Source organism: Alteromonas stellipolaris (genome assembly GCF_001562115.1).
GTDB lineage: Bacteria > Pseudomonadota > Gammaproteobacteria > Enterobacterales > Alteromonadaceae > Alteromonas > Alteromonas stellipolaris.
In genome coordinates, this window is record NZ_CP013926.1 from 160,797 (window position 1) to 182,312 (window position 21,516).

The 21,516-nt window shown below is 46.0% G+C and carries 18 protein-coding genes and 1 riboswitch; all 18 genes read right to left on the reverse strand.

Annotated elements, in window-relative coordinates; translation table 11 throughout:
- Positions 1–5 precede the first annotated feature (5 nt).
- The 18 genes from AVL57_RS00655 to AVL57_RS00740 all read right to left on the reverse strand — a co-directional run bounded on the left by AVL57_RS00655 (position 6) and on the right by AVL57_RS00740 (position 21,419).
- On the reverse strand, positions 6–1,232 hold the full coding sequence (locus AVL57_RS00655; RefSeq protein ID WP_057794847.1) for a threonine/serine exporter family protein: 1,227 nt from the start codon (positions 1,230–1,232) through the stop codon (positions 6–8).
- Between the two features lie 199 nt (positions 1,233–1,431).
- Entirely contained in the window at positions 1,432–2,532 is a 1,101-nt protein-coding gene (locus AVL57_RS00660; RefSeq protein WP_057796464.1) for a YHYH protein, read from the reverse strand.
- 193 nt (positions 2,533–2,725) lie between these two features.
- A complete protein-coding gene (gene thiH, locus AVL57_RS00665; RefSeq protein ID WP_057794844.1) occupies positions 2,726–3,850 on the reverse strand; it encodes a 2-iminoacetate synthase ThiH in 1,125 nt (374 codons plus the stop codon).
- Between the two features lie 6 nt (positions 3,851–3,856).
- Complete coding sequence (locus AVL57_RS00670) at positions 3,857–4,624, reverse strand: thiazole synthase (RefSeq protein ID WP_057794842.1); 768 nt, start codon at positions 4,622–4,624, stop codon at positions 3,857–3,859.
- Complete coding sequence (gene thiS / locus AVL57_RS00675; RefSeq protein WP_057794840.1) at positions 4,625–4,846, reverse strand: sulfur carrier protein ThiS; 222 nt, start codon at positions 4,844–4,846, stop codon at positions 4,625–4,627.
- Positions 4,834–5,598: a HesA/MoeB/ThiF family protein gene (locus tag AVL57_RS00680; protein WP_057794838.1), complete on the reverse strand. Its 765-nt coding sequence runs from the start codon at positions 5,596–5,598 to the stop codon at positions 4,834–4,836. Before AVL57_RS00680 ends, thiS begins: the two co-directional genes overlap by 13 nt.
- Positions 5,591–7,222 (reverse strand): thiamine phosphate synthase, encoded by a 1,632-nt coding sequence (thiE, locus tag AVL57_RS00685; protein ID WP_232363252.1) that lies wholly within the window; start codon positions 7,220–7,222, stop codon positions 5,591–5,593. Before thiE ends, AVL57_RS00680 begins: the two co-directional genes overlap by 8 nt.
- Complete coding sequence (gene thiC, locus AVL57_RS00690; protein ID WP_057794836.1) at positions 7,219–9,111, reverse strand: phosphomethylpyrimidine synthase ThiC; 1,893 nt, start codon at positions 9,109–9,111, stop codon at positions 7,219–7,221. The genes thiE and thiC overlap by 4 nt, the downstream gene beginning before the upstream one ends.
- 157 nt (positions 9,112–9,268) lie before the next feature.
- Positions 9,269–9,382: riboswitch (TPP riboswitch) on the reverse strand.
- 653 nt (positions 9,383–10,035) lie between these two features.
- Entirely contained in the window at positions 10,036–12,351 is a 2,316-nt protein-coding gene (locus AVL57_RS00695) for a TonB-dependent receptor (protein WP_057794834.1), read from the reverse strand.
- Positions 12,352–12,750: 399 nt separating this feature from the next.
- On the reverse strand, positions 12,751–13,752 hold the full coding sequence (locus AVL57_RS00700) for a TIGR03842 family LLM class F420-dependent oxidoreductase (protein ID WP_057794832.1): 1,002 nt from the start codon (positions 13,750–13,752) through the stop codon (positions 12,751–12,753).
- 103 nt (positions 13,753–13,855) lie between these two features.
- Positions 13,856–14,536 (reverse strand): NADPH-dependent F420 reductase, encoded by a 681-nt coding sequence (gene npdG / locus AVL57_RS00705; protein ID WP_057794830.1) that lies wholly within the window; start codon positions 14,534–14,536, stop codon positions 13,856–13,858.
- Positions 14,533–15,315 carry a coenzyme F420-0:L-glutamate ligase gene (gene cofE, locus AVL57_RS00710; RefSeq protein WP_057794828.1) on the reverse strand — a complete coding sequence of 261 codons (783 nt, stop codon included), beginning with the start codon at positions 15,313–15,315 and terminating at the stop codon, positions 14,533–14,535. Before cofE ends, npdG begins: the two co-directional genes overlap by 4 nt.
- 10 nt (positions 15,316–15,325) lie before the next feature.
- Positions 15,326–15,937 carry a 2-phospho-L-lactate guanylyltransferase gene (cofC, locus tag AVL57_RS00715; RefSeq protein ID WP_138118143.1) on the reverse strand — a complete coding sequence of 204 codons (612 nt, stop codon included), beginning with the start codon at positions 15,935–15,937 and terminating at the stop codon, positions 15,326–15,328.
- Complete coding sequence (cofD, locus tag AVL57_RS00720; RefSeq protein ID WP_057794826.1) at positions 15,930–16,886, reverse strand: 2-phospho-L-lactate transferase; 957 nt, start codon at positions 16,884–16,886, stop codon at positions 15,930–15,932. The genes cofC and cofD overlap by 8 nt, the downstream gene beginning before the upstream one ends.
- Complete coding sequence (gene cofH, locus AVL57_RS00725; RefSeq protein ID WP_057794824.1) at positions 16,883–18,235, reverse strand: 5-amino-6-(D-ribitylamino)uracil--L-tyrosine 4-hydroxyphenyl transferase CofH; 1,353 nt, start codon at positions 18,233–18,235, stop codon at positions 16,883–16,885. The genes cofD and cofH overlap by 4 nt, the downstream gene beginning before the upstream one ends.
- Positions 18,228–19,385, reverse strand: coding sequence for a 7,8-didemethyl-8-hydroxy-5-deazariboflavin synthase CofG (cofG, locus tag AVL57_RS00730; protein ID WP_057794822.1), 1,158 nt, complete (start codon positions 19,383–19,385; stop codon positions 18,228–18,230). The genes cofH and cofG overlap by 8 nt, the downstream gene beginning before the upstream one ends.
- A gap of 329 nt (positions 19,386–19,714) precedes the next feature.
- The gene (locus tag AVL57_RS00735) at positions 19,715–20,344 is read right to left on the reverse strand and encodes a TetR/AcrR family transcriptional regulator (RefSeq protein WP_057794820.1); all 630 of its coding nucleotides are present in this window, start codon (positions 20,342–20,344) and stop codon (positions 19,715–19,717) included.
- Positions 20,345–20,489: 145 nt separating this feature from the next.
- Entirely contained in the window at positions 20,490–21,419 is a 930-nt protein-coding gene (locus AVL57_RS00740; RefSeq protein ID WP_057794817.1) for a LysR family transcriptional regulator, read from the reverse strand.
- Positions 21,420–21,516: the final 97 nt, after the last annotated feature.

Sequence of the window (21,516 nt, forward strand, 5' to 3'; positions counted from 1 at the left end):
CCGCACTACAGGGCTTTTTTAGTTGGCATTACAACGTTAGCAAATATAAGCCCTGCTACTAGCGACATAAAAATCAAGAACACTTCCTGACCTAAATGATCAGCTTGTACAAAGTCTTGCCCCGAAATAAACGAGTTTAACCCAATATAGGTTTTAGACCCCGGTACCAATACAATCAACCCATGCATAGCCACAATGGTAGCAGGCTGATTTGCAATGCGGGTAAACGCATTGGCAAAGAGACCTAGCGCGAAGGCTCCCACGAAAGCCCCTAAACCTTGGCTCATATAGTCAGAGCTCCACGCCGTGGCACTGTATGCAATAAAGGCTGCCGCCATTGCCCACGGAATATGTTTAACCCTTGTGCGAAATATAGCCACTAGCGCTAAACATAACAAAAATACTGATAACCACGTTGCCCAATAAGGCAAAGACTCGGCAGGTTGATACACATTCTCGCCAAATAAGCTAAAGCCTGCAGATACGCCTAAAAAAGCACCGAAGTAAAGCTTAAACAACTGCATTACCGCGTCCATGGTGCGAGCGGTGCCCGATACCATATTGCGTGATGAAAGCTCGGCAAGCCCCATGGTAAGGGCAAGGCCAGGAACAAATACAATTACCGAGGAAAGTACGATAAGAGGGATATTAATACCTGGGTCGATATAAGTACCAATAGCACAAGTTAATAAGGCGGCAATAAAGGCTGTAGCCGGTTCAAGCATTAAGTTAACCCGCTTAGAGCGCTGGGACCAAAGTGTCCACACATAGGCGAGTAAGCCTAACAACCCTGACCAACCAATCTCTGCCCAACTTGCACCCATTAGCATGGCAAAGGCACTGGTAGCCATACCATAAGCGCCACCAGTCAGCCATTTTCCATATGGGCTTCCCATAGCATCTATTTCGTCTAAGCGCTTATCAGCCTCGGCAAGCGTTAAATCACCACTGAGTAATGAACTTGCTAGTTCGTCGGTAAGTGATAACGCATTCATGTCTAAGTCGCCTGGCAGTAGGCGAGATGCATGGTTGTATTCGTCTTCGTGCCTGTCACTCCAAATAACAAAAGTTAATGAAGTTGGGGTAGAAATGAATGAGGCGTGTACGCCCAAGTAGCTAGCTACTTCTAATAAGTAAGCTTCTAGTCGAAAAGCAGGTGTACCGTACTTATGCAGCATTTTGCCAAGCTTTACAATAAATCTCCGAATTTGAATAAATTCTACAGTGTCCAACGACTTGTCCTACTTGGGGGCTATATTTCTAAAAAACTAAGAGTGCATTCACCGCTAAGCACGGCAGCGCGAAACGCCAAGCCTGTTATTTAACATTTAAAAAGGTTTGGCTAAAATTTGCGCGGATTGTAGAGGCAAAATAGATATAACGCAAAAAACATTTATTATTTATTCACGTTAGAAAATCTAATCCATCTTCTTAAGATGGTTTGGGTGGCGGTGGACGATTTCCTGGCGGTCCACGTCGCACATCGCAATGCATACTGTCACCTTCAATAGCGCAACCTGAAGGTGCACTGAAGCAGGCTAAAATTTGGTTACTTCCAGCATCTCCCGCATGGTAGTGGTAACCAATTCCTTCTTGTCCACCAACACCACTTCCATCGATAGCATGCCCACCACAGTCATCAAGATCATCAGGCACTAACCCATCAGGGTGTTTGCGTTCAAAAATAGTAAAACCGTCTAGTGCCACACCTAACATTTTTCCGTGGGTAGAAAGCGCAGTATCAATAGATGAGCACTCGGTAATTGCATGGTAATGGTACCCAACATGCGGGTTAACATGGCCACCGCAGTCATCAAAAGGTGCCAGAGTGTAGGCGCCTAATATGGCATCAACCGGTGCCGGCGCATCCATCTTTACACCGTTAAATGCAAGGCCGACACCACCATGAGGGTCGAATTGGGTAATACGTGATGCTTTTTCAGGGTAGGCGGGAATGAGGTACTTTTGTGGTTCAACATCTTCTGCGTATTCAGGTAGGCATTCAACGCAGTAGTTCTGATATTTGGGGTCGACATCGGGTCGCGCAGCTGCAAGGCAAGCATCTTTGCTGTCAGTGACTTTAATTTCGCCAGTTTCAGGGTTAAATAGCTGCCAATTGTCGTCACTATAGAAGGTGGCTAGGTTTTCGATAAAATTGCCATCTGCATCGTATACTTCGTTATCATTTAACCAAATACCTGCGTCTTCAGCGGTATCGCTAATATTACGTGGGCACCAAGGGCCTTTGTCGTGGCCAACATCAATTTCACTATTTATGGGCATAGTAACGATGTAACAGCTAGTTTCGGTTCCATCGCTTAATGTACATTCTACAAGACTGTCACTAACTATAACGTCATCAGTAAAGTAGTTGGTAATGGTTGGGAGTGAAGCGGTTGTACTTTGTTTTCTTGCTTCATTTTGGGCGTGGACATGGGCTTCTGAATTGGAATGATCGCCGCAGGCGGTGAGTGTACCAAGGGTTAATACCCCTGCGATCAACGCTAATCTTCTTACATTGATATTCTTCATTGCCATCCTTTTTCCACTGTTAAAACAAAGCTGCTTAGTAATAGTAGCTTACAAAGGGCTTTTTGGATTAACACTCAGAAACAATAAACGTTTACTCATCGCTTAACTAGCATGATGGGAAAGTGTTATAGCTATATCCAGCGACTAGAAATAGGCGAACGCCAGTGGTTAGAAAAAGAGATATACAAAATGGCTAGCTAAAAGCCATCCAGTCTTTCCATACGGGCTCCAATCCTTTCGCTTCAATAGCCGCGGCTACCAAATTTACGGGGCGAGTATCATCTATATCAAACTGGTTAAGCGCTTCTGACGGCGCACTGTAACCGCCTGGTTGAGTTTGTGACCCTGCTGACATAGTAGTAATGCCTAATGGCAACACACCATCGCGAAATCGCGCCGATTCACGGGTAGATAGGGACAGCTCGGCTTGTGGGTTAAACAAACGGTGAGCGCATATCAATTGCAATAGTTGTGTTTCGTTAGGAAACTGCTGGGTTAATAAATTAGCTGAATCGTTAGTGTTGCCTTCACATTGTCGTAACCTGGGGAAAGAAATCGCCACTCGACTTCGCCAGTAATGTTGCTGAATTAGTTGGCCGTGAAGGGCTGTCATCACACTATCGGTGCGCCAATCACCTAGCCCTAATAAGGCACCAATGCCTATTTTATCGATACCTGCTGCGCCAATACGATCGCAGGCCTGTAAACGCCATAAGAAATCCTGCTTTTTGCCTCGAGTATGGTAACGTGCGTACTCTTGAGGGTTATAGGTCTCTTGGTAAACCAGTACCGCATCCACCCCTAACAACTTTAAGGTTTCGTAGTCTTTTTGTGGCAACGGCTGTACTTCCATCATTACATTGCTCACTTTAGCCCTGATTGTGGGTATCACCTCACTAAAATAAGGCATGCCTACCTTTTGCTCGTGCTCGCCTGTTACCAGCAATACTTGTGAGAACCCCATATCGGTAATGGCGGCTATTTCTCTTTCTATTTGGTTTATGTTCAGCACTGTGCGCTTTATTTTGTTACTCATGGTGAAGCCGCAATATGTGCATTCGTTCGCACACAAGTTGGCAAGGTATAGTGGCACAAATAACCCCATGGTATTGCCAAATCGTGCCCGGGTTAGCATTTGAGATTGCGAAGCCATCTCTTCTACATAAGGTGTGGCAGCAGGTGATATCAACGCCATGAAATCATCTAAATTACGGCTGGTTTTACTCAGGGCTTGCTCTACGTGCTTGCTGGTTTTGCTTTGAATAGAAAGGGCTATATCTGATAAGTTTTGCGACATGAGTGTGCTTGCTATACGCATGACTAACTACTCCTGCACCAAAAACTGCGTTAAGGGGCTAGAAGGCTTCGCATTTTGCTGCGTAATAGGCATGCCCGCTTCATAAGCTTTGCGGCCTATTTCAACGGCTTTAGAAAAAGCGCTCGCCATGGCAACAGGATTGCTTGCAGTAGCAATAGCCGTATTCACCAATACAGCATCTGCACCCATTTCCATGGCAGCCATGGCTTCGCTGGGTTTGCCAATTCCCGCATCAACAATAACGGGCACATTCGCTTGCTCAATAATAATGCGCAAAAAAGGCGCCGTTTGTAACCCTTGGTTGGTGCCAATAGGCGCGCCTAATGGCATAACTGCAGCGCAGCCCACTTCTTCTAATCGCCGACAAAGCACAGGGTCAGCATGGCAATACGGTAGTACATTGAACCCCTTTTTCACCAATGCTTCGGCAGCCTGTAAGGTTTCGATAGGGTCAGGTAAAAGGTGCTGCTGGTCAGGGTGAATCTCTAACTTTATCCATGGTGAACCTAGTACTTCGTAGGCTAACTCAGCGGCAAAAATGGCTTCTTGTGCATTTTTTGCTCCGGAAGTATTTGGCAATAGCGTAACGTCTAATTCTTTCAACAAGGCTAAGGAATTATCGTGTTCAATATGCGCAGAGAGCCGCTTCATGGCTAGCGTCACCATGGTGCTTTTGGCACTTTTCACACTGCGTTTCATTATGCTAGGCGAGCTAAATTTACCTGTGCCCATTAATAGGCGTGATGAAAATGTCTGGTTAGCTAAGGTAAGCATTTACCCTCCTGCTACAAGCGTGAAAACGTCAAGCTTGTCGTTATGTTGTAAGTGGCTGTCACCCCAAAGAGGCTTGGCTAAAATACTGCCGTTTTTAGCCACAGCAGTGCCGTCTTGGCTTGTGTCTTGGATTACGCCTTGGGCTGTTAGAAATGCTAACACCGACGTATTTGGTGCACAGTTAGCCTGCTCACCATTTAATGAAATATTTATGTGTGACATTGGCATACCTCGCAGTGTTTGTAAGGCGGAAGTGAGAAAGATTGAAACTGTGCGGAGGCCACATTCATGATGGTGTATTGCCCCCACGTAATGTTTACCTTGGGGTTGGCCATATACAGCAGGGCTTGGGTAGCTTGATAGCACGCGGCCATACCTACCACTGGGCCTAAAATCCCTTGGCTGATACAGTCTTCTTGTACTTTGGTTTGGGCAAGCAAGCATGCATAGCAACCGTGGTTGTTTTCATTCAACTGCAGGTTTAACGCTTGCCAGCTGCACTGGCTAGCGGCGGCAATAAAAAGTGCTGTGCGCTGGTTAACGCAAGCAGCATTAATGGCTTTTCGGGTAGTGATGTTGTCGCTGCAATCAAGCACGCAATGGGCACCGGATATCAATGAGGCTAAGTTACTGCTATTTGCTTGAACCTCGGCCAGTTCAATTTGGGTGTTTGGGTTTACAAGGCGCAATTGGGCATAGCTAGCTTGGGTTTTGTGCTGGCCGATATGGTCTTGGTTGAACAGCACTTGCCGATGAATATTACTTTTATCCACAGTGTCGTTATCTACCAGCAATACTTTGCCAATACCTGCACCTACCAAATAACGCGCAACCAAGGAGCCCAGGCCACCTAGCCCGATGACAACCGCGTAAGCTTGTTTAAGGCGCGCTTGCCCTTTTTCGTCAATGTCATCTAGCATCAACTGGCGACTATAGCGGCTGATGTCGTCGCTAGATAAGTGCGCATTATTCATGGTTAAGTCCGTGTTGAACCGAAGTGCTAACTTTGTCGGTGTCATCATCAATGACATCGCTAATTACCTCGCCACCACTCATCTGTTGTCGCAGGTTGTGATATGCCGCCGCGGGATCCTTTGCTTGCGTAATAGCACGTACTACTGCAATACCCGATACACCAGTACTGGCTACCGGATTAATTCGCGCCAAGTTAATACCGCCAATGGCCACTGTTGGCGTATCTCCACAAAGACGAACGTAACGTGAAAGGCGATCGAGTCCTTGAGGTTTCGATGGCATATCTTTGGTGGTGGTGGGAAATATATGGCCAAGTGCAATGTATGAGGGGTTTAGCCATTTTATACGTTGAAGTTCACAGTAACCGTGGGTTGAAATGCCCAGTCTAAGCCCTGCACGCGAGATGGCGTGTAAGTTGGCTGTTTCGAGATCTTCTTGGCCTAAGTGCACGCCGTAAGCACCATGCTTGATGGCTAGCTCCCAGTCATCATTAATAAATAACTGACAGGGCGTGTTTTTTACCATCTCAACAGCCTTAGCAATTTGTAAAGACTTATCATCTTGAGTGCCAAACTTTATTCGTAATTGAATAATCACGGCGCCTGCCTCTACTAGCGCTTCCAATTGCGATATATCGTTCAGTACTGGGTAAACCCCTAACGAAGTGTCGGTTAATCTAGGGAAATGCATTGGGGTTTGACGCCGGATTGGGTCGCTTTCACCAAAGCGAACGGAAGGGTAGTGTACCGGTGTTAATGGAAAACCAACCAATTCTGCGCAATGTATATGATCGGCAGAACAGACGGAATTGGTAGAAAGCAAGGATGCGTTGCGCACTTTATGCAGGTAAGCATTAGCGAGCGTTAGCGCATCTTGAATATCATAGTCGCTTGCCACAAAACCAGCTAATGCACTGGCAAACATGCAGCCTGTACCTCTAAGGTTCCCCATGTTGTCTCGGGGTTGCTGAAAAATTCGAACCGCATGCGTAGACACAAAAGTATCAATGGCTGTACTTTGCCAATGCGCGTGGCCGCCTTTCACGTATACCGCCTTAGCGCCACGGGCGATAAGCACCTTTGCCGCTGCTAACAGTGATTTTTCACAGTGCACAGGCCAGCCTGATAACTGGGATAGCTCTTTCACGTTAGGGGTTACAATATCCACAGCCGCAATAAGCGCATCAACACTTTGTTGGCTAAGTTCACTTAATACACCTCCTGAAGAACTCACCAACACCGGATCCCAAACAACAAAACAACTTGTGCTTTTATATTGTTTTATTTTTGTCACATGCTCACACAAGAACAGGGCTTGTGCTGTGTTTGCAATTGCGCCAATTTTTATTGCCTTAGGGGGAAGTTCGATTTCTAGCGCTTGCCATTGTGCATTGAGCGTTTCGATACTCAATGCCGATGCACTTCGCATTGTTGAATGAGACTGGTTAGCGACTTGTGTGGTTAATACGCATGCATGCACACTTATATCAGCAAGTGTGATGGCGTCGCGGGTAATACCCGCGCCTCCACTTGTATCTATGCCACCAATAACCCACGCAACAGGCTCTTCGCTCATGGCTTGTGTCGCAGCTTTAAGTGTGTCTTGTGTTGAAGCTTCGCTCACGGTAGCTGTACCTTGGTATCGGCACCGTGATATAGCGCGGCGCCAGATTCGTTAAAGGCGGTAGCCATGTCTTGCATGCCTTTTTCCTGATTAGCTTTGGCTACATCTCGCACTTCTTGAGAAATTTTCATAGAGCAAAATTTGGGGCCACACATAGAACAAAAATGTGCCACTTTACCTGAGGCCTTGGGTAGGGTTTCATCGTGATAGGCTCGGGCGGTATGAGGGTCCAATGCTAGGTTAAACTGGTCTTCCCAACGAAACTCAAAGCGAGCTTTCGACATGGCATTATCGCGAATTTGTGCACCAGGGTGACCTTTGGCTAAGTCGGCCGCGTGTGCCGCAATTTTGTAGGTAATTAGCCCTTGCTTAACGTCTTCTTTGTTTGGTAAGCCCAAATGTTCTTTAGGGGTAACGTAACAAAGCATGGCGCAGCCATACCAGCCAATCATGGCGGCACCAATGCCTGAGGTAAAGTGGTCGTAACCTGGCGCAATATCGGTAGTTAACGGGCCTAACGTGTAAAAAGGCGCTTCATGACAATGGGTTAGTTGCTCTTCCATGTTGGCTTTAATCATATGCATTGGCACATGTCCTGGGCCTTCAATCATAACCTGAACATCGTATTCCCAGGCTATTTTAGTGAGCTCACCCAAGGTGCGAAGTTCAGAAAATTGTGCCTCATCGTTTGCATCGGCTACGCTGCCTGGGCGTAACCCGTCACCTAAAGAAAGCGATACATCATAAGCGGCACAAATTTCACAAATATCGCGGAATCGTTCGTACAAAAAGCTCTGTTTGTGATGACTTAAACACCACTTGGCCATAATAGAGCCGCCGCGCGACACAATGCCCGTTACTCGATTTGCGGTAAGTGGCACGTATTCAAGCAATACGCCTGCGTGAATGGTGAAGTAATCTACCCCTTGTTCGGCTTGCTCGATAAGGGTGTCTTTAAACAACTCCCAGGTAAGATCTTCAGCCACGCCATTTACTTTCTCGAGGGCTTGGTAGATGGGCACAGTACCTAAAGGGATTGGGCTGTTTCGAAGCAGCCATTCACGGGTTTCGTGAATGTTGCGGCCGGTGGATAAATCCATAATGGTATCGGCGCCCCAGCGTGTAGACCACACCAGCTTTTCCACTTCCTCTTCAATAGACGAGGTTACCGCTGAATTCCCAATGTTGGCGTTAATCTTTACTAAAAAGTTGCGGCCAATAATCATGGGTTCTAGTTCAGGGTGGTTTATATTCGCAGGAATAATCGCGCGACCTGCTGCCACTTCTTGGCGAACAAACTCAGGGGTAATGTTCGAAGGCAGGTTGGCCCCGAAGTGTTCGCCTTTGTGTTGCTGACTTAGCGGGCTGTCTTTTAATGCATCACGCCCCATGTTTTCCCGAATAGCAATGTATTCCATCTCGGGCGTGATAATGCCTTGGCGAGCGTAATGCAGCTGTGTCACGTTTTTACCTTCTAGGGCTTTACGTGGTTTTAGCGTTCGGGTGAAGCGAAAATCTTCGGTGACAATATCTTGCTCACGCTGTTTCGCAAAGCGTGACGATACGCCTTCAAGTTCGTATGTATTTTCACGTGCTTTAATCCAGTTGCCTCGTAGCGGCGCTAACCCTTTTTGCACGTCAATGGTCACGTCTGGATCGCCGTAAGGGCCGGACGTATCGTAAACCCCAATGGGTGGGTTACTTTCAAATATGGGGTTTTCTTCGGTGCCGCCTATTAAGCTGTCGTGCTGATGAATCAGTCGCATGGCAACGTTAATATCGTCGCGGCTGCCTGTCTCGTAATGACGAGTAGAATTAGGGTAGGCTTCACCAGCCAATTGATTAATAAAGTTTTGCGCCTGTTGGCGCTGTTCGCGTCGAGTCGACATAGCATTTTCGCCTGTTAGTTTAGGTTATAAAATGCTTGTCAGGAGTGGAGGAGAGAATACAAAGGGCGCAAAAGCATGACCGGTACTACAGGCAAAATCCCGCAGGATAAATTCTTGCCATACTACATGGTTTCACTTTTACAATTTACGACTTACCACTTTGTACTTTCTTGTTCCCTTCGCAGGTATTAGCCTGATCAGGTTCAACGGATCCCGCTTTCGCGGTCTCAGCTCACTGGATTAATTCAGTTGAGCACTCCGACAAGTAACTATATTCAGTATAAAGCGAAAGAAATTTAAATATCAAGCCTTGATTTGGCGTGGTAGGGGGATGGTGTGTTCCTCAGAAACACGGCGTAGACCCATCCATGGGGCCTCTCTACAGCATCCATGCTGTAGAAGGTTTCTGAGGAACACACCATCCCCCTTATAACAAAACTTGAAATTTTAGAGAGGGTTGAGAGGTGTGGGGCCTCTACTGGCAGCATCCATGCTGCAAAAGATTTCTAAGGTGAACGCACTAACACTCTTGTTCAAGGTGGAATTTGGCGGTGAGAGGTGAGGGGGCCTCTCTACAGCATCCATGCTGCAGAAGATTTCTGAGGAACACACTATCCCCCTTATAACAAAACTTGAAATTTTAGAGAGGGTTGAGAGGTGAGGGGGCCTCTGCTGGCAGCATCCATGCTGCAAAAGATTTCTAAGGTGAACGCACTAATACTTTAGCGCGAATGATATGTATTTGGTGGGGGTTGGCTTGCTCTCGTTAAAGCTTTACACGGGCAACGAGAAGGTAGAATGGGGTAAGTTTGATTACACTAAATTCACGTAAATAAAAGATAAAAAGACCCCAAAAGGGGCCTTTGCTTACAGGATGTTCGTTGAGCGGTTTTATATCTGTATCCGCAGCTAACCTTTCATAGATTAGAAATTACGTCTAACGGTTACGCCGTAAGTGCGTGGTTTCGCATAAGAGATTTGTGATGTACCGTAGAAACCTGATACGTCAAAACCAATTAATTCGTGATCTGAATCGGTAAGGTTATCTACGTAAGCGGCTACGCTCCATAAATCTTCTTTGTCAGTCCAGGTAATGCGTGCATCAGCTTTGAAGTGGCTTTCAATGGTATGCGCCGTAAAGTTTCTCGCGTTGTGGAAAGATTCAGACTGGTATGAACCACTGATTAGCGCTGCAATACTGCCGCTGTCTATATCCCATGTGTAGCGCACTAAACCAGATGATTGCCATTCAGGTGTGTACGGCGGGGTAGTGTCTACAAATACGCCTGAAGCCACCTCTAAGTCTTCAACAACGGCATCGGTGTAAGACACGCCGAACATGATGTCTAACGCATCAATAGGGTTTAATAGTAGTTCAACTTCAGCACCGGTAAATTGCGCGTCTTCGTTGAAAACCACACCGGCATTGTTTACCCATGAAAACGACTGATAGTCAGTATAATCATAGTAGAAAATACTACTGTTTAACTGTGCTTTGCCGTCCATTAGAGTTAGCTTCGCGCCCGCTTCATAGGCAAGAAGTACTTCAGCGTCGTAGGTGCTAAAACTGCCGCCTAAAGGCGCGTTGAAGTTACCGGCTTTTACGCCTCGGTTAATACCGGCATATAACAGGGTGTCTGAGTTTGGCTTATAGTCTAACTGTAGCTTTGCAGACCACATGGTTTCATCGTTATCCATGGCTACATCTACTAATGGATCAAGGCTGTAATCTACTTCAATATCACGGTCTACCAAGTTGGCATTTTGGCGTAGCTGGCCGTCCATCGACTTATTTTCACGTACTAAACGTAAGCCCGATACCAGTACTAGTTCGTCGGTTAAATCGTAGTCGATTTGCCCAAATACTGAGTATGAATCGGTATCGATAGTGGCTAATGTGTTTTGTTCTTCACCGGCCAAATAGCCGCCTGTTGGGCTTGCGGCTAGACCTTGTAAGTAGTCGGTTTCAATGCTTAAGTAATAAAAACCTGCTACCCATTTACTGTTCATGGTGTTGCCGCTTACTCGCAACTCTTCACTGAACTGGGTAATGTCGCCATCTGACTGGAAAATTAATTCTGGTGAGGCGGTTTGATCTGAATCTAGGCCGATAACGCGAGTAAAGTTCTTCCAGTCGGTCACCGAGGTAAAAGTGAAGTCGTCAAAATCATATTCGTAAGTTGCTGCTAGGCCGCGAGACTTAATTTTGTTTTGATCTTCAAAGGCGAAGTCTTTATTTACTTTTTCGCCGCTTCCATCAGGGTCGATATTACCGTTAAAGTCACCGCCTTGAACTGGGCGCAGTGGGTCGCCGTTAAAGTTACCATCTACACAAGCGCCAGCTTGAATAGTGTCACAACCTAGTGGATCGTCAGCGGCATAAATAACATCAATAACATTGCCAGCAGCGTCTTTTACTTCTGTGGTATTAACCACTTGATAAGGGCCTTCACTTTTGGTTGTATCTGCCCAGTTTGCACTAACTAGTAGGTTTGAATTAGCGCTTAAATCAAAGTTTAACTGAGCACGGAATGCCTTGGTATCGTCGTTGTAACCGTCTTCACCGCCGCCAATGCTGCCCGCACGAGTATCTGGCGCGGCTTCATCTTCATACACGTTCTCAAGGATGTTACCCATCTTGTTTGCCATCACCGAGATACGGCCAGATACTTTGTCGCTTAGTGCGCCCGATACCGCACCTTCAAACCGTTTTTGTTCGAAGCTAGCAAAGGTGAGTTCAGCGTAACCTTCCACTTCTTCGGTAGGCTTCGCTGTAATGGTATTTACCATACCGCCAGTGGCGTTCCGGCCAAAAAGGGTGCCCTGTGGGCCTTTCAAAATCTCAACACGGGCGATATCGAATAAACCAAATGTTTGCGCTTGTGTACTGGCTAAGTACCCGCCATCTACGTATACCGCCACCGGAGCTTCAGCAATGTCTGCGTAATCGTTTTGTACCACACCACGAATATTAAAGATGGCGCGTTGACCACCAATATCACCAGCTAGGGAAACACCTGGCGTAAATGCAATTAGGTCGGTGCTGCTTTCAAAACCCAATGACTCCATTTGCTCGCCACTGAATGCCGTTACCGCAATACTTACGTCGTTTATGTATTGCTCACGCTTTTGCGAAGTAACCGTAATTTTTTCAAGTACCACCGAATCTGCTGCTGCAGTGTAGGAAGATTGAAGCGCCAATCCTATTGCTAAAGCGCATAGCGTCTGTTTCGATTTCATGATGTGTTCCCTTCTTGTTGTTGTTACATCTACAAACTACATAGAAGTATTTTTTGTTTTTTATTTGATTAACTTTTGTTCTAACGAAACTAAAGGGGTTTTACCAAGGGGTAAATATTCATGTGTCGAAGTCATGTTTCATGTTTATGAAACTAAGTGGTACTTACTTTCCTTAATTTACAATATATTAACAATGAGGCGGTATTGGTTAATTCGAACGGTTTGTTGTTAAGCTTATGATATTAAAAAATAAAGTGGGGTTTTTGGGGCTTTAAAGCTGTTTTGGGGTAAAGGGTTTATTGATATGGGTATAAGAAAACGCGATAGCGTAGGGCTAAGTTACGCGCAAATTAAATGACAATAATTTACGTGAAACTCGCCCTAGGCTAGCCATCAAATTTAGCGGAAAGCAGGGATAACTTCTTTGCCGTAACGAGTGATAATATTTTCTTCATCACCGTTATCTAAATAGATATTAAATTGCGTGGTTCCAGCGTTTTTAAGCGCCTGAATTTTAGTAATGTGATCTTCAGCTTCACCTAACACACAGAAGCTTTTGACGATGTCGTCAGTAATAAAGTCTAGGTAGGGGTTATCGCTTTGACCATGCTTCGAGTAATCGTAGCCACGACGTTGTTCAATATAATCGGTTAAGCTTTTTGGTACTAAGCCTGAATCTGTACCGTATTTTTCAACAATATCGGCCACGTGATTACCTACCATGGCAGGGAACCACTTGGTTTTTTCAATACAGGTTTCCATGTCACCAAAGTAAGCAGGTGCAGCGGCTTGAACTTTGAAGTTGCTCATGTCGCGCTCAACTTTGTTCCCGGCATCTTGGCACTGTTGACCAAACCATTGCACCAAATCTGGGTCGCCAATTTGAAGAATGACACCATCGCCATGTTCACCGGCTACTGCTAAGGCTTTCGGACCATAAGCGCCCACCCAAACTGGCAGTTCATAGCCTGTAGCCCACGGGAATTTAACCGGCTTTTCGCACTCGCCGTACATCACTTCTTCACCACGCACCATGGCTTTCACTTTATGGGTGAATTCGGTTAAGCGAGCAAGGTTCGCAGGCTTTTTACCCATTACACGCATAGAAGAATCACCACGACCTAAACCAATGTCGAAACGGCCATTACTTTGCAGTGCCAAACTGGCGTATAAGCTTGCCGCTACAGACCAGTCACGTACGTTAGGGTTGGTCACACACGGGCCAAAGCGCATTTTGGTGGTGTGCTCCATACACATGGCCATTGCCACGAACGACTCGCGCCAAAGGATGTGTGAATCGTAAAACCAGCAATAATCGAAACCGGCTTCTTCAGCCATTTTTACTAATTTACGGGCACGATCTGGGCTAACAAAGCCTTTAAATGTGATACCAAATTCCATGAGTTTTTCCTCTGTTTCTTTATATTTTGTTTAATGCGTGTTTTTGCTTAATTTATTTAGTAGCTAATCACTAGCGGCTTACGTTGTTTTTGACCTGCCCGTATTAATGATCCGGTGGGCAAATACGAATGCCTGCATGACTAAATGGCACTGCTTTGGATATGTTTAAGCGAATTAAAATAGGGGTAATGGCTTCAATACAACGGGCGCTTTCAGCTAGGCCAGCGTTGTAACTTTGAACGCCTAAGTTATCTAGTAATGCTATTACTTTGTTTTTCGCTTCAAGCTGATTACCGCACACCAAAATGTCGCAGTTAATGCTTTGCTCAAGATTGTTAAGGGTGACAGCTGATACATTATGCAGCGCGCCGACTACGGCATAGTCATCGCCTAATAATGCTTGAGCAGATTCTGTGGCTGAACCTTCTGGTGGCATAGCAACCGCTTTGGGGTTGTTTTCAGCCAACGGCACGACAATGTCGATAACAATTTTGTCGCGAAGTAATGGGCGAATTTGATCTAAGGTCGCGTGATGTGCTGCCCAGGGTACTGAAATAATCACGAATTCATCTGCTGCCGATGTGGCTGCAATAGTGTCTGTGCCACTGATGGTGCCAGTAGTGGCAGTACTTGCCGCAGCAATGGATTCTTGTAGTGCTTTAGCTTTTTCTGCTGCCCGTTCGCCGTCTCGCGAACCAATAACTACGTCTATTCCCGCTAGGGCGAAGCGTTTCGCTAGCCCCGAACCTTGCGGGCCAGTGCCGCCTAAAATAGCAATCTTCATGCGAATAAATCCTCTTGGGTTGGTCTTAACAGGTCTGAGGCTTTACTGTCTGGGTTACTTTCCCATTCAAGCCCTTTAAATAAAATAACGGGGCACTTACCTTGTTTACTCATCAGCAAACCAGAGGCTGCAGCAAGTTCATCGGCAAGGGCAGGCGCGGTAACTTTTAGGGGGCGACCCCACGCATCACATTCACCATAAAGTGGGTTTAGTGCAGGCACATTCGCTACGCCAATGGCCACGTTGGTTTGGCCTAAACGCCATGGGCGGCCAAAAGTATCGCTTATCACCACACCAATACTGTGCTCTGGTGCGCCGTAATATTTGCATAAGCTTTCGGCAATAATGCGTGCGCTGGTATCAGGGTCTTTAGGTAATAAAATCAGCTCGCCTGGGTTATCGGTATTCGATTCATCCACTGCGGCATTGGCACTTATATGGCCTAATCTGTGCTCGGTAATAATAATCCCTTCATTGGCAGCAGGGTGTTTATGCACTTTTACTAAGCGAGTAGATTCAGACAGAATCACAGTAACTTTACGAGGGTCTTTATTCACCTTTTCAGCCACGTCGATGGCTTCTTCGGTAGGGGTAATATCGTCAACATGGCAAACCGCGCCTTCCGCTTTCGATATGATTTTTTGTGCGATAACCAGTACATCGCCTTCACATAACACCTGTCGCTGTGCGGTAAGCTTTTCAATTATCAATTCCACAAGGTTGTCGCCTTCGCGAATATCCGGTAAGCCTTCTATGGTGTTGATGGTAAGTGCTCGCATACTTTAAACCTCAAGCAATTAAGGAGTCGACAACGTCATTCACATGACGAAGATCGTCTGGATGGTCGATGTCTTGACTTAAAAATTTAGGCTGAACGGTCACGCACTTTAAGCCTTTTTCAATGGCCGCTTGGTGATGCTCATAAGAAGATGATTTGCCAAATGCAAAATCAATGGCGTTAGGGGGCGTAGTGCATAGTGCGTTAGTGCCGCCATCATATGCACTGCCAATAACCACTGATGTATCGCCTGAGGCCAATGATGCAATAGAACTCAGCTCTTTTTCTTCTAACCGAGCAATATCAGCAGGCAGAATAAGTTGATGGCTAAACCCTTGTGACATACTCCATTCGGTGGCTTGAGTTAAGGCTGTGTTTAAGTTGCTGCCTTTGGTCTCAAATATTACTTTGCAGCCTAAGCTGGTGGCTAAATCGGCGATATATAGCGACGGCGTTACCACTAGTTTTTGCCATTGTGGAAATGAACCGTTTAACGACATAACGGTTTTCTTGAACAACTTAATGGCTAACGCTTTACGTACGCTGGCAGGCAAATGTGGTGACAAACGCTGCTTGCTGAACGCAGGATCTTTCATGGGGATAACAACGCATAGTTTATGCACAAGGCACCTCCGGTTGATAAGTGGTGGCCGCCGAAATAACCTCTTCCATTAGTGCTACTTTGTCGTGATCTGATTTCATTAAGGTTGAAGTGCAATGAGCGTGCAACCCAAAACTTTCGATAACGTTTGTTTCGCCTTCATCTTGATTATCAATGACCAATACATCGCAAATATCTTGGTAAAATTCAGCAATGCCTTTGTTACCGGGTGTATAGCTCATTTGTTGTAGTAGCTTTTCAGCAGGGCCTTTTATGGCCTTGCCACCAATTAGCGGCGAAACCGCAATTTTGGTGGCGTTGCTTGCTGATAGCGCATCGCGAAATTGGGGTATGGCTAACATGGGAGCAATACTGAGTAGCGGGTTGCTAGGGGCAAATACGATAATGTCAGCAGCGCTAATGGCCGCCAACACTTCAGGAGTAGCAGAAGCAAGATGTGCCCCTTCGTACGCAATATTGGTTACGTTAGCTTCGCAGCGTTGGTGTACAAAGTAAGTCTGAAAATCCACCCAGCCGTTTTCAGTTTCAAGACGAGTTTGCAGAGTATCGTCGGTAGCTGGCAGCAAAGGTACGGTAATACCTAATCGGGTGGTAATTTGGCGAGTAATCGCCGTCATAGTCATGCCTTCGGCCCGCTTAGCGCTTCTGAAAATATGGGTGGCAATATCCATATCTCCCAAATGCATCCATGTGCTTGAACCAAATTGAGCAAGCCGAGAAAGAATGCGGCAGCTGTCGTTTTTAAGCCCCCAACCAGTAACTGGATTCACTTCGTTCGCTAATGTGTAGGTAAGCGTATCTAAGTCAGGCGACACCCATAAATTATGGAATTCGTCGTCATCACCTACGTTGCCAATAATGGATAGGTTATCTTTGTAAGCCGACTGATACAGGCCCTTCGCAGCTTTTGCACCGCCTACGCCACCGGCGAGTAACACAATGTTTTTCATGCGCTTACCTTCACGGGAATGTGAGATGACGTGTTAAATGGGCTAAAGACTGTTTTGTCTTTTTGTGGGGCTGCTGGGCTAGCAGTTTCTGAGCCCACAAGCGCCGCTTGGTGAGCAGGCTTTTTGTCACGGCCGTACGGGGTAATTACGTCGTACAAAGTATTACGTTGATGGGCGCTTAGCCCAGCGCGCTGAATAAAGTTCACCATATCCCGAGGGACAATTTCTTGACCGTGGCTAGCACCTGCTGCACGAGAAATACTCTCGTTCATTAGGGTGCCTCCTAAATCGTTAGCCCCTGCACGAAGCACTTTCGACGCCATATCTGGCCCCATTTTCACCCACGAGGCTTGAATGTTATCGATGTAACCTTGCAACACTAATCGCGCAATGGCGTGCATTTTGAAATGCTCATCGGCTGTTGGGCCAGTTCTTACTTCGCTAGGGTTATTTTTATAAAGGGGGCTGTCGTTATGTATAAAGCCTAACGGAACAAATTCGGTAAAGCCGCCAGTACGAGCTTGCATGTCGCGCAATAAAATAAGGTGAGCGGCCCAGTGTGATGGCCCATCTATGTGCCCATACATAATGGTAGATGTTGTCGGTAAACCAACGTTGTGCGCGGTTTCTATGATTTTAAGCCAGTTTTCGGTGCTAAGTTTGTTTTTAGTTAGTTTGCGTCTTACTTCAGTATCTAGAATTTCAGCTGCCGTACCAGGCATAGATGCTAAGCCGCGCTGTTTTAAGTCGGTTAATAAATCTGTGTAGCTTTTGCGGCCTTTCATTGCGCCATACCAAATTTCAAAAGGCGAATAGGCATGAATGTGAACATCAGGCACGGTAGATGACACCGTATCGAGTAAGTCGCCATAAAAACTGGCGGGTAAGTCAGGGTGAAGGCCACCTTGAACACAAATTTCAGTTGCGCCCCGAGCGTGGGCTTCTTTGGCTCTAGCGGCCACTTGATGAGGGGCCAAAAACTCTGCATCGCCGGCGTTTTTATTCACCCCGAAATTACAAAACTGACAGCCCATATGGCATACATTGGTAAAATTAATATTGCGAGTTATTACAAACGACCCGTCATTACCGGTACGCAGTTCGCGCACAATGTCGGCGGTGTGCAATAGGGCATCGGTTTCCGGCCCTTGGCAATAAAACAAGGCTTCCGCTTCTTCATGATTAAGCATTTTGCCTTCTAAAGCCCGCTGTAAGATATGGGCAATAGCAGGGCGAAGTTGGCTTAGCTTAGTTTGAATAGGTGTATCGCTGTAGGGCAAGGTGAAGTCGCCTGCTGGCGTTAAGTCGCAAGGTGAAACCGAGGTGATATTTTGCAGTATGTTACCCATGAGCAACTCCTTGAAAAGTGGTGTTATCAATACATTGCTCTACGGCAAGACCGTCGTTGCGCCAAGCCGGCATAGCTTGATGGAGCGCCTTGGTAACGTAACGTTCGCCAGCTTGTAGGTACTTCGGATATACGGTTAAACGTTCTTGCAATGCATAGCCTTGTTGCTCGCATGCATTTGCTAATTCTGTAATTTGCGGCCAGCTGCGCTCTGGGTTAATAAAGTCTTTCGTTAACGGTGAAATACCGCCCCAATCGTTAATGCCTGCAGCAATGTAATGAGGGTATTCTTGGGCTAAATTCGGCGGCGCTTGCAGAGAAATTGCTGGGTCTAAAATTAACCGAGCCATGGCCAGCGTGCGGCGCATATCATCAAGGGTTGGCTCTGGCGCATTGGCCATAGCGGTACCTGCTTTCGCTCGAAAGTTTTGAACGATGACTTCTTGAATATGGCCATATTCTTGGTACATCGTGTTTATGGCCATTAAGCTATCAACACGCTCTTCCCAGGTTTCACCAATGCCAATAAGAATGCCGGTGGTGAAGGGGATATCTAGCTTTCCTGCGTCTTCCAACGTCTTTAAGCGTATACCTGGTACCTTGTCTGGACAGGCATAGTGGGGTTGGCCTTTTTTCATTAACCGGTCGCTGGTGCATTCGAGCATCATCCCCATGCTGCCGCTTACATTTTTTAGCTGTTTCAGTTCGTTAAAGGTTAACGTTCCCGCATTCACGTGGGGGATCATTAAACTTTTATCCAGCACCATTTCACACACTTCGGTTAGGTAATCCACCATGCTGGTATGGCCCAATGTGGCCAACCAATCTTTCGCGTAGCGATAACGCTTCTCGGGTTTTTCGCCCAAGCTGAACAAGGCCTCTTTACACCCTTGCGCTTGGCCTTTTAATACAGAAGCCAACACCTGACTTGGGTTTAAAATATTGGCTTGGCCTGAGTCTGGGTGTTTTACAAACGTGCAATAACCACAGGTATCACGACACATGTTAGTCAGCGGAATAAATATCTTTCGTGAGTACGTCAGGGTATTAGGCCAGTGCGTATCGCGAACGCCTGCAGCTTGTTCGCAAAGTGCATCAAGCTGTGCACCTGTAGCATGTTCAAGGGCAATGGCGTGTTGGCGCGATAGCATAATAGGCGTCTCCTGCAAGTAAGGTTAATGCACTAAATATTCAATTTAGGCTGTTGCTTTTTTAATCTTTATCATGGTTTTTACCAAATGGTAAAGAGATTATTTGCAGGTTTTTTTGGTGCGAAGTGTGTCTCAAAATAGAGCAAGTTGGGTGTGCTGGCAGGGTATTTAATAGGTTTTGTTGATAGGGTTTTTATGATTAAAGTTGTTTTATTACAGTTACTTATGTTTGTTCTTTGACGGTGGTGGAATAGGGCGAGTAGAAAGTAAAAGGCGCGCTTTTACGATGAAGCGCGCCAAAAAAAGTAGGGTAAATTAAATTTTATGCACTAGTGTTGTGCATCTAGGGCGCTTAAAACGAAATTGCATAAAAATTCAGTGGCTTCGTTAAAATCATCTTGCTCTAACGCGGGTTTACCTAGCAACAACTGAATTTGCGTAGAGAAGTCGGCATAGGTTTGTGTGGCAGCCCAGATGGTAAAGAATAGATGCTTAGGATCAACAGGGCGAATGTGACCTGCTGCTATCCAGCGCTCAAGAATTTTCACGTCTCGTTCAAACGCAGGCTTTAAATTTTCTATCAAATACGTTTTCAGTACCGGTGCGCCGTTTATGATTTCATGGGCGAATACTTTCGAACCATTGGGGTAATCACGAGATAATTCTATTTTCTGCTGAATGTACTGACGAATGGTACTGGCTGGAGATGCCTCAGGGTCGTCGTTGAACTGCATTTTCTCAAGCCATAAATCAATCATGTTTTCGAGTACGGCTTGGTACAACTTATCTTTGCCTGAAAAGTAATACAAAATGAGTTGTTTAGAGAGGCCGGCTTGTTGCGCCACTGCATCCATTGAAGAGCCAGCAAACCCTTTTTGTGCAAATATTTCTTCTGCGGCGCGCAGAATTCCGGCCTCTGTTTTTGCACGATTGGCCTGCGTCTTTGTAGGTTTTGTCATTTTTATGTCCTGTTACCGCTTCCATGTGGCGTTGTGTAAAGTTGCCACTTGTTGTTCTTGTTTGTTTTCTTAACCGCTTTCTTTAACCATTTTGAGGTGCTCATGTAACAGAGCCTCAATGTCTTAGAAATGGGTAGTCACTGTGCTAAATAGCAATGGGTTCTTCCTTCCCATGTTCTTTGGCAAGCGCTTCTAAAAAGAGCTCTACCAAGCGGGTGGGCTTAGGTGACTTACGATAAATGGCCGCGAATTCACAATGATAGGCGAAATTATTGGGCTCGATAGCCCGCATCTGGCCTTTTTTTACGAAAGACTCTGCATAATGATCAGGCAAGAAGCCTAAATAACAGCCCGAAGAAATCAGTGTGGCAATACCTTCTTGATCGTTCGCAACCGCCATTTTGTTAAGCCCCAGAGACATACTTTTGTCCATATTTGGGCTGTGAAAGCTTAGCCCCGCATACTTGGCGTCGCAAATCTCTTCACGGGAAATATCCCCTAGTTCTATGTAAAAAGGGTGCTTGCGTCCGCAATACAAATGCATCTGCTCACCAAACAAGGGTAAGTAATTTAGGCTTGAGGAAGAGCGATGGGTAGGAATAATGCCAATATGATAGCGCCCATCCAATATACCTTGCTCAATGGTATTAACTGGCACCACATGAATTTCGACATTCACATTAGGCGCCTGCTGCTGATAGGTGTATATGGCTTCATTCACTTTACATGCATCGTTCGACACGGTTTTATCAAACATGGCTACCACCACATTGCCCTGCAAATGCCGATGCATGTCGTTTACTTCGTTTCTAAAGTCTTGCAACGACAACAACAAACGCTGTGTAGATTCATAAATACGCTTTCCTTCTTCGGTAAGCGAAAAGCCCCCACGGCCTCGATGACAAAGCACCATACCTAATCGGGTTTCTAAATCTTTCAAATGTCGGCTAATGGTAGAACGCCCAATATTGAGTTCAAGCTCGGCAGCAGAAAGGCCGCCAGCCTGTGCCACCACTATGAATACTCTCAATAAGCGAATGTCTGTATCTGATAGGTTTCCAAGAATTGCGCGCATAGTTTCATATTTATGAAAGTAAGATTTGAATATTTATAATTTATCGAACTTATGCGGCTGGGTAAAGTAGACCAAGTGAACAAATACCATAGGAAAA

Coding starts and splice junctions, on each gene's coding strand:
- AVL57_RS00695 (WP_057794834.1), bottom strand. CDS start 12,351: ATGAAATCGAAACAGACGCTATGCGCTTTAGCAATAGGATTGGCGCTT.
- AVL57_RS00735 (WP_057794820.1), bottom strand. CDS start 20,344: ATGACAAAACCTACAAAGACGCAGGCCAATCGTGCAAAAACAGAGGCC.
- thiS (WP_057794840.1), bottom strand. CDS start 4,846: ATGTCACACATAAATATTTCATTAAATGGTGAGCAGGCTAACTGTGCA.
- AVL57_RS00670 (WP_057794842.1), bottom strand. CDS start 4,624: ATGCTTACCTTAGCTAACCAGACATTTTCATCACGCCTATTAATGGGC.
- AVL57_RS00660 (WP_057796464.1), bottom strand. CDS start 2,532: ATGAAGAATATCAATGTAAGAAGATTAGCGTTGATCGCAGGGGTATTA.
- AVL57_RS00740 (WP_057794817.1), bottom strand. CDS start 21,419: ATGCGCGCAATTCTTGGAAACCTATCAGATACAGACATTCGCTTATTG.
- cofH (WP_057794824.1), bottom strand. CDS start 18,235: ATGGGTAACATACTGCAAAATATCACCTCGGTTTCACCTTGCGACTTA.
- cofD (WP_057794826.1), bottom strand. CDS start 16,886: ATGAAAAACATTGTGTTACTCGCCGGTGGCGTAGGCGGTGCAAAAGCT.
- thiC (WP_057794836.1), bottom strand. CDS start 9,111: ATGTCGACTCGACGCGAACAGCGCCAACAGGCGCAAAACTTTATTAAT.
- cofE (WP_057794828.1), bottom strand. CDS start 15,315: ATGCGAGCACTTACCATCAACACCATAGAAGGCTTACCGGATATTCGC.
- AVL57_RS00680 (WP_057794838.1), bottom strand. CDS start 5,598: ATGAATAATGCGCACTTATCTAGCGACGACATCAGCCGCTATAGTCGC.
- AVL57_RS00700 (WP_057794832.1), bottom strand. CDS start 13,752: ATGGAATTTGGTATCACATTTAAAGGCTTTGTTAGCCCAGATCGTGCC.
- thiH (WP_057794844.1), bottom strand. CDS start 3,850: ATGCGTATAGCAAGCACACTCATGTCGCAAAACTTATCAGATATAGCC.
- cofG (WP_057794822.1), bottom strand. CDS start 19,385: ATGCTATCGCGCCAACACGCCATTGCCCTTGAACATGCTACAGGTGCA.
- npdG (WP_057794830.1), bottom strand. CDS start 14,536: ATGAAGATTGCTATTTTAGGCGGCACTGGCCCGCAAGGTTCGGGGCTA.